The organism is Tildeniella sp. (assembly GCF_059505325.1).
Map to the genome: position 1 here is coordinate 14,261 of NZ_JCACKI010000033.1, position 12,257 is coordinate 26,517.

Below are 12,257 nucleotides of genomic sequence, written 5' to 3' on the forward strand. Positions count from 1 at the left end.
GGGCTTTTTAAAAGTCCCGATTCTCGTAGCTTTAGCGACTGAAGTCGCAGCTACACGAACAAAACCTGCCTCCGCAGGTTACAAAACCCCTGCCTTTCGATAGTCCGCGTCGGCAGACTTTGTTTACGTAGTCTCGGTTTTAACCGCCAGACACTTTTCAAACAGCCTCTAAGACTCATAAGGGTTGTAGGTTCCATATTGGGAAATAACTTCAACTCTTTGCTGAAAGTGAATATCAGTAGGCTGATTGTCTGACACATCTTAGAACGACCCATTAGCCTAATACGGAGGAAGCATGTAAGTTTTTTTCTGATAAGCATCCCATCGACGCGGAAAATTTTCTAGCAATGATGAAAACGTACCCCAAAGCCCTGTTGTTTGATGAACTACCTGCGCGAGGGTAAGAAATTTGGGCATATCCCCTCTCAAGGCAAGTTTAAGTCCATGCCACAAATGATCTTGCATTATATATTGCGCCCATTTTATTGATTCAGATTGTTGTTTCAAGTAAGGGTCATCCAACAGTTTTTTAACTATTTCAGCAACTTCTAAGGAATTTCTGAGATTGCCAAGATCAGCCGCCGATAACTGTTTCTCATGAACTCTAATTGTTGCAATTGGCATTTTAGACAGTAAAACAGGGTGGCGGCGTACTGCTTCATACACCCATTCCCAATCTGCGGTATGATAGGAGCACTCCCTAAATCTTCCTACAGATTTGTATAGATTTTGTGCGAAGAACATGCCAGTTAAATTACCATTAATGCTGCCATACTTTAGTAATAGCTCAAGAGCAGAATAAGAATCAAAAAGTTTTAACTGCTCTTTCATAAATAAATCATAATGTAATTGTGATGAGCTAACTGATTGTTGTCTACCTCCTTGAAGGGTTTGCAACGCAGAAAGCAAGAATTCTGCTTTATGCTGCTGTAGAAGAGATAGTCCCATACTCAAGCAGTGTGGTAGAAGAAGATCATCACTGCATAACAACACAACATAGTCTCCTAAACTATGGTGTATTGCCTGATTCAAATTTCGAAAAAGGCCTAGATTCCGAGAATTATAATAGATTTTCACTTTAGGATGTTGCTCAAATTTCTTTAGCAATTCCTTAGTAGGGGTATCTGAAGCATTATCAGAAATAATTAACTCCCAATTGGGATAGTCCTGTCCTACAACACTTTCAATTGCCTGAGCTAAGTACTCAGGTCGATTATAAACAGGTAGAATGACAGAGACAAGAACATCATTGCGCTTAATGATCATAATCTTTAGATTTTAGTAGGTGCTGATAGCTGCTAATTGTCTTGTCGCCATACCTCTCCCAAGACAAGGCTGTTTGAGCATGCGACAAGGCATTGCTCCCCATCTCTTCTCTCAACGTGGGGTTGTCGTAGAAGAAAAGGATCTTCTCTTTCAGAGCTTCTACGTCTCGAATGGGAACGCAATAACCATCCAAACCATCTCGGACAACATCCGAGCCTCCAGTATTGGTTGTATGGATCACGGGTAAGCCACAAGCCATCGCTTGTGGTTGTACCATAGCTAAACCTTCCTCAATAGAGGCTATACAGAATACAGAACATTGGCAGTAGAGCAAGCGTAGCTTGCTCTGGGGATATGTTCCTTTCAAAATAACACGATCATTTTTATACTTTTCTAAGAATGGCATTATTTCTGGAGTGAGTGAACCTATAAGCCATAATTCTGCTTCAGGTAAATTCAGTTCATAGAAAGCTTGAAGGAGATAGGGAATACCTTTACGAAGACTGAGAGCACCACAATGAACGACTCGAAAAATACTATCTTCTTTTTGACCTGGATAAAATTCCTGGAGTGAAGCGCCATAGGGAAGATGAAGAAGTTTGCTCTCAGGAACCCCTGCATCCAAAAACGTTTGTTTGACGAAGAGACTAGGAACCTCTATCGTATCAGCCTCTTCATACGTTTGTAATTCTCTATCGTAGACACCTGGATGTGTCTCAGTAAATTTTAATCCCCAATAGGCATATTCCTCATCCAAAATCCGGCTTTGATAGATTCTATGACTACTACTTCGCTGCAATACTGTCGGTATCCCCATGCTTCTTGCCCTTTGAATTGACCATAGGCTGGAGTCTGACCAGCCAACAAATAAATCTAGCTCAGGATCAATGAATGGCAAAACAGCATGATCAAACTGCTCCATATACCAAAGCTGCATGTTGTAGTTCTTTGTTGCAAAAGAGGGTAGCTTTCGATACAAACGAGCTAATGCCTCTAGATACCAGATCGATTTAACACAGGAAGTATCGATGCCAAATTTTGAAACAGCAAACTTGGGATAGGTTGTAATCAGTTGGTAAAGATGAGTTCTTTTTTGGAGTTGTTTGGCAAGATTAAAGCCATGAAAGCGACCTGGAACTGCAACAGTAATTTGCATTGTAGTAAGAATTAACTAGGTAAGATGAATGATTCCTTGACTAATTGCTCCAAGTCGGGAAACTGGATATTTGTGAAGAAGTACGAGAGTGATTTCCATTTTCATCAACTGTCTTAAGGACTGCTTGCATAATTGCCTCATTAAACAGGTTATTCTTCTGTGCTCTTTCTTTACCTGCTAAAGCAATGTTGGCTCGACACGCATCTTCACTAATTAATCTCTTACAAACTGCTGCACATTCTTCAGCATCACTCCAAAAAATAGCCTCCTTTCCTTCCTGATATAACTGTTGATGCTCAAGAGTTCTCTCGGCACACAATAAGCCACCCAAAGCCGGAATTTCTATAGAGCGAGTTGTATGCAAATCTCGATTGCCCTTAGATAGAAGACCCAAGCAAATTTTTGCTGACTGGATTGCCTTGGCGTAATTATCGCCATGCAATTCTCCCCCCCGCCAAGCATTCTTAATGATCGACCATTGAGGCGCTTTTTGCCAGCGCGAACCATAAATTGATAACGGAATTCCCATCTTAATGAGACGTGCCATGAATTCTCCTCGTTCAGGCATCCAGGTGCCAATAAATAAAACGTCACTAGCCCATTTGGAGTAGTCTTGCTCACTCAAACACCGAGGGTGATGAACCACCTCATCTGCAGTCATAAACACCCTTAAAACCTTTTTGGCACCTGAAGCGTAAGCCTTTTGAACGTTAACTTCACGTACAACGACTACAAGATCATAGTGAGGAAGTGCTTCTAAATATAGTTTCCATTTATTTCGATCTCTTTTGCCAAAGGGATCATCATTATTATAGTTAGCGACTAACCCAAACTTAGCCCTTAAATCCTTGACCAGCTTTGCATTAATCAACTCTCCACAGTTAACGATTACCAAATCATATTGATTATTTTCCCTTCCATTAAGAGTTCGCAAAATCCGTCTACGAACATAATGTCCTAACCAGGGCATACCTGTATCAAATTGAAGCTTTCTTAAAAGAACACTTTGTGGAAAAAAGCCCCAAGGGTCAATAATCTCAACTTGATGCTCTAGTCGAACCAGGGCATCAGCTCGATGCTTTGATGTGCCAGAATTAGAACCTAGATATAAAATCTTTCGTGGGCTTGTCATGAAAACTAACACGCTTAAAGAGTGTAGTGAATCAGGAAGTAGTGACAAAACTAAATGTATTGCTAGTAGACTTGGGTGGAAATAGAGCTACCACTGATGGAGAATTAGTGGTAACCACTTCAACACATTGACATTGCTCGATAGGATAGAGTGGAGGTTCGTTCATGCCCTGCATGTTCAGGTTGTCTTCCTCAATTCTTGCAAGACCAGAGTGATAATATGATCTATCTGCTCTACGGTCAAAGCGGCGCTAAGTGGCAACCTCACAATACGATCGCTGATTGCTTCAGTCACATTTAAACTGCCGTGTGTACGACCATACTTTTGCCCAGCAGGAGAGCTATGCAAAGGAATATAGTGAAATGTTGCTTGCACCCCCCCTCGCTTGAGATTAGCTAATACGCGTGTCCGAGTTTCAAGATCATTGACTAGTAAATAATAAATGTGAGCATTATGTTGGCAATCTGCAGGCACTGATGGGCGATCAACCTTACGCCGAAGTTCCAGTTCTGCAAAGGCTTTATTATAACGATTCCAAAGTTTTAAGCGCTGCTGTGTAATCTCGTTAGCTTGCTCTAATTGTGCCCAAAGAAATGCCGCCAGTAAATCACTTGGCAGGTAAGATGAGCCAATATCAGTCCATGTATATTTATCGACCTCTCCTCGCAGAAAACGACTGCGATTTGTGCCTTTCTCCCACACAATTTCTGCCCGTTCAGTCAACGCAGGATTATTAATTACTAGTGCTCCACCTTCACCAGAGACAATATTTTTGGTTGCATGAAAGCTAAACGCTGCCATATGTCCTAAACTTCCGACTGGTCGGTTCTTATATCGTGCACAAAACCCTTGAGCAGCATCTTCGATTACAGTAAGCCCATACTGATCAGCTAATGCTTTAATGGTGTCCATCTCACAAGCTACACCTGCATAGTGAACAGGTATAATCGCTTTGGTTTTGAGCGTAATTGCTGCTTCTATCTGCATTTCATCCAGATTAAGCGTATCAGGATGAATGTCAATAAAAACTGGTGTGCCACCGCGCAAAACCACCGCATTTGCGGTTGAAACAAACGTGTAGGATGGCATAATCACCTCGTCTCCAGGCTGAATATTAGCCAGGATTACTGCCATTTCTAGGGCTGCTGTACAGGAATGGGTGAGTAACACTTTCTGCCCACCAATTGTGTTTTGCAACCACTTCTGACACTCTCTTGTAAACGCTCCATCACCAGCAACTTGCCCACTACTGATTGCCTGAATAATGTAGTCTATCTCGCAATTTGTTGTGTAGAGCTTGCTGAACGGAATGATTTCAACCGCCTTTTCAATAGTTGGGTTATCCAACGTATAAGGACTGGTTGAAGACTGGTTATTTTTAGCATATGCTGTATCCTCAGTAGTTTTCATGGAGCCTCTAAAAGATAGCAAGTAGTTATATAGAGATCTTCGGTCGTGCCCTAGAGCTGTTCTTTGATCCTTAGAGGCTGTTTGAAAAGTGTCTGGCGGTTAAAACCGCGACTACATTAACAAAGTCCGCCTGCGCGGACTACCTCAGCACGAGGGTTTTGGAACCTGCGTAGGCAGGTTTTGTGCGTGTAGCCGCGACTTCAGTCGCCAGAGCTACACGCATCTGGACTTTTAAAACATCCTCTTATAGTCATGTCATTCGATCGCTGCATCGATTAGTCTGATCGGCAGCTCCTTTTCTTTGATCATTAAGTCTCTTTCTTTGATTCAATCAACTCTTTGTTTGATCGATCGTTGACGATCGCTGATCCACAGTGGTTCTTCTTTGATCAACTGTGCGCGATCGCTCTACTGTTCTGTGTAATCACAGAAATTAAGATCAGGCACAGAAATTGCAATCCGTAAGTTCGCTCAAGTCTGGCAGCTTTGCAGTGGATTAGGCTGAAAACTGTTCTACCTTGTACGAGGAATATTCTTATGGCAAGATCCAAACGTGGCTCGATCTCGTTGGAAAAAGCCGAACGTCGCTCTGCTAGTTTACAGTCCATCAGCAAAACCTTAGATTTTGGTAGCGGTTAGATATTGAGGCGTACAACACCCTCATTGACGACCTGCGCGACCAGCTTACCGCTTACAACACCGTTCTTTCCGCGATCGACCAGGCTAAAAGCAACATCCGGGAAACCGAACGACGCTTGACTGACTTTTCCGAACGGATGCTGACCGATATTGCCACACGGTATGGCAAAGACAGCGCCGAATACACGATGGCAGGCGGTATCCGCAAATCCGAGCGGAAACCCAGAACCCGTAAGAGCGTGAAATCGGCTCAGTCAATTGCCTAACCTCCGATCCTGGAACTTTGATTTCTAGGCTGCCCAATTGCCCCTCCTCCCGAAGCAGTCGGAGTGCTTCACAAAGTATGTGGCACATCAAGCAAGCCCCGCTTCAAAACTCCGACTGCTGGAACGGAGAACGCTCAGTAGCAGGTGCATGTCTGTGCTTGGCGTTGCAACTATAGAGACAAAAGAGAAGAGACAAAAGAGACAAAACCCAGCGTTACGGGGTTTCAAATCCTTATAGATGCTACTCCATGAAGGCGGACTGTATTTCTTACGGCTCGTTGGTGCCGCCTGCCTGAAGAGCTTGTACAGTAGCCAGCCTCAAGCCAGCAGTGCTTACATAAACTTAAAGTCCTTGATTTGGTTTTGGGAGAGCATACGTGCCTGCCGTCGAGTGAAATCTCCCACGGTCGGATTGCCCTTCGGATCAATCACTCCCATTGCCTGCTGCCATAAATGAACGGGTGCCACCGAAAGCTCATAGCTGGAAGGTCCTAGCTTTCGTACGTGAAACCATTTTGATTCCTGGCACTCGTTACACCAGAATGCTTCTAACCATTCTCCATTGAGGGAGACAGTACTGTGAGTTGCCACCAGTAGCAAGGAATTTTTACGACTCACCCCGCGTTGTTGAAGTTGCGCTGCTTGGTCAGCATAAAGAGAATGTTTAGGGCTGGCACTGTCTAGATGACATTCATGAATCGGGCAATAGAGAGCCCGACGCTTCGATCGCTTTCGATTGCGATCGCACCGACGCAAACACTTTGATTCTGTTGTCATAGCTTGATTGGGTGGGGTTAAGAAGCCGAAGAGAACGTTTCGCAACCAGATGCCGTTCTCGCTGGAGCGGGTTTCGTACTAAGCCTACCGATCGAACCATTCAACCGCGTCTAAACCTGTTCTTACCGATCTTTATATTTGAGAAAAAGCTCCTCCAGCCAAAATCTCTTTACACAGACCAAGCCTGTCTAAATTACCCAATGACAAGCAAATTAAATGCATGGGTAAAGTGGATTAGACCGAGATCGTAAAGACCATCAAAGCCCCATCCTTGGCAAGAAGACTATTTTAGAAACTTGGAGTTAGGTGAGCTAAAAAAGTGAAGCACTCGATAATCTAAATGCGATAAGAATGCTTGATAGAACTCTCGCTTTCTTCAGAGTATATCACTATAGAGATGCCATAGTATATTTTGATTATAAAAATAATTTATCAAGCTACTTTGAGAAGTCTAAGCTTAAAAACGACGAAACTAGCCTGTAAAGCTACCTTACTATCGCCTTTCCGAGGTGCGCAAAAAATAATTTTATTAGTCTAGGGTCACACAGCAATATGTACGTAGTTTGTAGGGGGAGATGATTAACGTTAGGGTGGGTTCAATAGGGAATGAAGACATTGCTCATTCCATGACTTCACGAACAATTGTTATACTTCTTTAAGGACTACCTTCTCATCACGACTACTCCCTTGCTCAATGAGTCAATTTTCCTCCCTACGCTGGATCATACCCAAGACATTAGCGATTGGTGCTCTACCTACAATGGCTGATCATTCTAAGCTGCTTGAAGCAAAAATCCAGGTTGTCTTTTCCTTGTGTTCAGAATCAGAAGGAGAATTGCCGATCGCCATCAAACAAGACTTCAGATGGATAGCCATTCCTTTGCCAGATAGTCATTACAAGCATCCACTCCAGATTGAGCAACTTGCCGAAGCTGTAGCACAATTGCACCAGCTAGTTGAAGCAAATCAATCTACTTATATCCACTGCCTTGCTGGCATTGAGCGATCGCCCACGGTTTGTATTGCCTACCTTTGTTTGCACAAGAAGATGGAGTTATGGGCAGCCTTAAACTGGTTAAAACAAAGACATCCTCGTACTGGTCCAACGGATGCTCAATTAAAGACGGTTCGTATGCTTCTCCAAAACAACTTAGGCTAGTAATTAACACTATAAAATTAGTAATGAAAGAACGCAACCGTACACAACGTCCTCGATTATCAAAGAAATATTAAACGGTAGTGCACAGAGAATTGTGTTCTGGATTGTGCCTAGTTTGACAAACTTGTATGATCGTCATGAAAGTTCTGATTGTACTTTTGGTAACGGTGATCATTAGAGAGATGGATTGCTGATGGTTTTAAGCCGTTAGCAACGATGCCCAAGAGAGTAGTCTGAGCGGTTGCATTTAGATCATTTAAAGATTGTTTTAATTCATCTCGCTTCGTTTTGCCTAACCCGGCTACTAACAAAATGCCATTTGTGTGAGCTGCCAGCAATTTAGCATCGACAAACCCTAATAAGGGAGGAGAATCAAAGATCACCAAATCGAACCGGGTTGTAAAAAACTCAACAGTTTTTGCCATCTTTTTAGACGATAGCAACCGTCCTGGAGCAGGGGGAGATTGACCAGAGGTCAACACATAAAGTTCCAGGTTCTCAGAGAACGGTTGACTGAGCTCCATCGGATCAGCATCAGACGTAAGCAAGTCGCTCAAACCACGAAAATTGGGAAGTTGTAGGCGCTTGTCAACCTGTGGCAGGCGCATGTCAGCATCGACCAACAAAACCTTGCGTCCCATAGTGGCAGCAGCAACTGCTAAATGAATAGCCACCGTTGATTTACCTTCGCTTGGTGTCGAAGAAGAGACGACAACCGAGCGAATGGGAGCATCCGAGTTGAGTAAGCGAAGGTTTGCATCAAGCGAATAAAAGGCTTCCAGGAAGGGGACTGGGTTCGATTGATAGCTTTCCGCAGGGTAGGAAAACAAACCAGACGATTCAGGTACAGAAGCAAAGGCGGTTTGAGTAGTGACGATTGGAAGCTGCTTTAACCGTTCCTGATAGGGAATCATACCCAGCACCGGCAGATGCGTCGCTTTCAGATCATCGGGAGAGTGTATAATGCGGTCTAGCTTTTCGGCTAGGAACGCGGCTGCAACGCCCAACAATAGACCAGCAACAACACCCAGAAACACCTTGCGGCTGGTTCCCGATACATCGTTGACACTTTTTTCATCCACTTTAGAGAGCAATTCCCAGACATTACGCTGTCGGGCATACTCCAGTTGTAAATTCTCGCGTGCAGCCTGCAACCGATTCAGGCTGTCAGTTGCGATCGCCAGATTCCGCGAGATCTGACCATAACTGCGCGATGATGTCGCCAAGTCACGAATTTCACCGTTGAGAGCAGACAAGGCGCGGGCGATCGCTAGTTGTTGGGCTTGCAGCACCTGCACCTGATTGGCTGAATCAATTAAATTTTTAATCAAATCACGTCCAACAGTGCCCTGAAAACCCAGATCTTGACCATTCGTCTGGTCAGCCGTACGGCTCTTGCCCAGGATTCGTTGCGCTTCCGCCTGTAACAGCGGCAGCAAACGATCCCGTTCATCCTGGAGTGCCTGAACAACTGGCGTATTTGAACGTAGGCGCGCTGACTCCTTGGCTAACCGCGTCTCTGTATCTCGCAGTTTACCCAGCAGATCCAGATAACCGGGAGACTCACTCAGGTTGGCTGCAATCACTCCCTCAGAGGGGTCGAGGCGCAACTGTTGGAGCAAATTGGCATAGAGAGAGCGGGTCGCTACATACTTAACCTGATTAGTCCGCTGTTCAGACAGGAGCGCACTTAACTGACTGGTCAGTGCCTGAGATTCCTCTTTAGGATCAACCAGGCTATTCGTTCTACGGAACGCCTCCAACTGAGCTTCCAGCGCTTCTACTTTCTGGTTTTGTCGCTGGAGCTGATCATCGGCATAATCAATCCCTTTCCGCAGGTTGCGCTGTCGATCTTCAATACTGTACTTTATAAACCCCTCCGCCACCTTCTGGAGCACAAACTGCACCTGAGCCGGATCCTTAGAGCCATAGGTGATGTCCAGGACTTTGGTATCTTTCGGATTGTTAATCTTAAGACTGCGAATCAGGCTCTCGGCAGTAACATCGGGATAGCGGACTTGAATTTCCTTCGCAATTGCTTCTAAAAGATTCTGGCTTTTAAGCACGGCAATCTGACTGACATATTGTGGGTCATAGGGAGAACCTGAAGAGGCTGCCTCATTACTTCGCTGGGCTTCCGCAGAAGAAGTGAGGGAGTTAGTTAATCGCTGCCCCTGGGTGACTGGTTCGACCAGCACACTGAATTTACCCGAATAGCTCGGCGGTTGAAGCAAAACCAGAAGTGACAGGAGCGCTGTTACAGACGCAAAGACTGGGACGAGGATAGAAGAACGACGCTTGAGAATCGTCAGGATTTGCTTGACATCAAAATCCTCGTCCTCTCCCTTTTCCAGGACAAATTCTGAAGGGGGCAGCTTACCATTTCTAGATGGCTCTGCGAAGGAACTTAACGGCTGATTGGATCTGGTATCAGAGTTCATTGAATTACGGGTGGCAGGATTCTATTTATAGGAGAAAAGAGAACCTACTTCAAATACAGCTCTGGATGATGAGCGCAGACTGATAACTTGTTTACTAACAACTTGTTTATTGAATGCACACATGATGGATTGAATCGACACCCTTGATGAAAACATGATGAACGCGCTTCACACAGACTTGAATGATTGATCGCAGCCTTACCTGAACAGGTAGAGGATACTAGTCAAAGCTGAAAGTGGGGTGAAAATGGTTCCGAACGTATCGAGGAGACTGGCAGTCGCTGAACGCTTGGCAATGATGACATCATTAGGCTGTAATAGGGGATTAGCAAGATCATTAGGCTGGGCAGCAAAGTTTACTGAAATCGTCTGCCGCTTCACCGTGCCGTCCGGGTTCAACCGAATGAGCTCAACGGCTTTCACGCGAGCGCGCCCGTTCTTGAAACCGCCTGCGGTCAGAATCGCCTGATTCATTGACGTGTTTGGAGGGACGGAGACAGAACCCGGCGTAACCACCTCACCTACTACCTGCACATTGATCTTGTCAGGCGCAAAGTTTACTCTACCCAGACGCACCGCCTCACCCAGGTCAACCTGGCTGGCAGTTGAAATCATGATGGTATCTCCATCCCGCAAACTCACATCCTGAGCAATGTCTCCCGCCTGGATCAGCTTCCACAAATCGACATCAATCACCTGTGGCTGATTGGAACCAGTGAATCGTCGAATCTGGATATTGCGGACATTGGCAACCTGTGTAATGCCGCCTGCCTTTTGAATGAGCTGAGTGACGGTGGGAAACCGATACACCTCCTTCGTTCGGTTTGGCTCACCGCCAAAATCGATGAGATAGGTTCCAGGGCGATACACCTCTCCGGCAACGGCAACGCGGATTGGGCGAGGAATTAATAAACGCAAATTGATGACAGGAGGGCGATTGACAAACTGGCTGTACTGTTCTTGAAGTGCTTTCTTTAATTCGCTGACCGTTTGCCCCTGTACAGAGAGAGTACCTACCCACGGCAAATTCAGCGTGCCATCCACTGAGATATCAAACTCACCGCTCAGCTCTGGAACATTAAAGACTTCAATTTTGATGCGATCGCCCGAATCCAGTATGTAAGCACCAAGCAAATCGGCTGGATTGCCTGGTGCAGTGGGTGAAGATTCCTTCACTTGAGCAGCAGCAGGCAAGGGGTACTCACGGAGAACATTAGTAGGGCTTTGAGCTGCCATAGGCAGGATATCCGCTAGCACAGCAAACAAAACAACGGTAAAAACGGACTGAATACGTTTTTCTCGAGTTAAAAAGGATGTGAGCGTTAGAAACGGAAAACCTACCTGTGTAATTTGACAACTAATCATTCTGAATCATCCGCCAGCAACTAACACATTGACCTGAAAATCCTTCTTGGGCTGATTTAGAAGCGTCTATCCTCGTGTAACATGTTCGCAGAAGACCCAGTTTTGTACTTGCAGCCAGGTTTAAATAATTTGCTATGAAGAGAGGGTATTAATATTCAAGGCAAGGTAGAAGTCAACCAGTCTAAGTAAGAACGATCTTGCTTAACATGACTAGGAGCGCGTCAATGCTTAGATACTAAGTTTTGCGCCTCATACTTCGTTACAGCTCCTTGCTGGCGAACGTTGCAAAAGCTTTTCTCACCATTTGCTAATATTATTTCCCTGAGGCTTTACAGAATATCGCAGATCTACGTAGCATTTAATACTAGTCTTGGTAGGCTTCACGATATCTTTACACGGAGCTTTAATCACGCCTAAGTAGTCAGTAAGCATTAGCTGTGTTTGGAGGAGGGTCAGTGAGCGTTTCAGTCACGCGCCCGTTTGTTGCATGAAGCGCTTTGTCCATACGGCGATCGATCGCTGACAGAAAACAATGTCGTCACCTCTGTTCCAGCAGGAGTGAGCAAGTTCGTGTACTGACGGTTAGTACTCTGTGTCTCTAGTGGTGAAAAGTACAACAGTCTTGCAATCGTGCCAATTTTGCTCT

9 protein-coding genes are annotated in these 12,257 nt (G+C 44.9%); 2 read left to right on the forward strand and 7 right to left on the reverse strand.

The window, feature by feature from the left end; all coding sequences use genetic code 11:
* Positions 1–279: 279 nt before the first annotated feature.
* From AC5JO6_RS13090 to rffA, 4 genes are all read right to left on the reverse strand, one after another.
* Complete coding sequence (locus tag AC5JO6_RS13090) at positions 280–1,266, reverse strand: glycosyltransferase family 2 protein (RefSeq protein WP_496081508.1); 987 nt, start codon at positions 1,264–1,266, stop codon at positions 280–282.
* Positions 1,256–2,422: a glycosyltransferase family 4 protein gene (locus AC5JO6_RS13095; RefSeq protein ID WP_496081509.1), complete on the reverse strand. Its 1,167-nt coding sequence runs from the start codon at positions 2,420–2,422 to the stop codon at positions 1,256–1,258. The genes AC5JO6_RS13090 and AC5JO6_RS13095 overlap by 11 nt, the downstream gene beginning before the upstream one ends.
* Positions 2,423–2,462: 40 nt before the next feature.
* Entirely contained in the window at positions 2,463–3,554 is a 1,092-nt protein-coding gene (locus tag AC5JO6_RS13100; protein WP_496081510.1) for a CgeB family protein, read from the reverse strand.
* Between the two features lie 177 nt (positions 3,555–3,731).
* Positions 3,732–4,964 (reverse strand): dTDP-4-amino-4,6-dideoxygalactose transaminase, encoded by a 1,233-nt coding sequence (rffA, locus tag AC5JO6_RS13105; RefSeq protein ID WP_496081511.1) that lies wholly within the window; start codon positions 4,962–4,964, stop codon positions 3,732–3,734.
* 755 nt (positions 4,965–5,719) lie between these two features.
* On the opposite strand from rffA, the gene AC5JO6_RS13110 reads away from it, so the two are divergent.
* Positions 5,720–5,869 (forward strand): hypothetical protein, encoded by a 150-nt coding sequence (locus AC5JO6_RS13110; protein ID WP_496081512.1) that lies wholly within the window; start codon positions 5,720–5,722, stop codon positions 5,867–5,869.
* 333 nt (positions 5,870–6,202) lie between these two features.
* Here AC5JO6_RS13110 and AC5JO6_RS13115 read toward each other — a convergent pair whose 3' ends face one another.
* Positions 6,203–6,646, reverse strand: a complete 444-nt coding sequence (locus AC5JO6_RS13115) for a hypothetical protein (RefSeq protein WP_496081513.1) — start codon at positions 6,644–6,646, stop codon at positions 6,203–6,205.
* Between the two features lie 694 nt (positions 6,647–7,340).
* Here AC5JO6_RS13115 and AC5JO6_RS13120 point away from each other — a divergent pair.
* A complete protein-coding gene (locus AC5JO6_RS13120; RefSeq protein ID WP_496081514.1) occupies positions 7,341–7,805 on the forward strand; it encodes a protein-tyrosine phosphatase family protein in 465 nt (154 codons plus the stop codon).
* 110 nt (positions 7,806–7,915) lie between these two features.
* Here AC5JO6_RS13120 and AC5JO6_RS13125 read toward each other — a convergent pair whose 3' ends face one another.
* Both AC5JO6_RS13125 and AC5JO6_RS13130 read right to left on the reverse strand, forming a co-directional pair.
* On the reverse strand, positions 7,916–10,246 hold the full coding sequence (locus tag AC5JO6_RS13125) for a GumC family protein (protein WP_496081515.1): 2,331 nt from the start codon (positions 10,244–10,246) through the stop codon (positions 7,916–7,918).
* 198 nt (positions 10,247–10,444) lie between these two features.
* Positions 10,445–11,482, reverse strand: a complete 1,038-nt coding sequence (locus AC5JO6_RS13130; RefSeq protein ID WP_496081516.1) for a polysaccharide biosynthesis/export family protein — start codon at positions 11,480–11,482, stop codon at positions 10,445–10,447.
* Between the last annotated feature and the right edge of the window lie 775 nt (positions 11,483–12,257).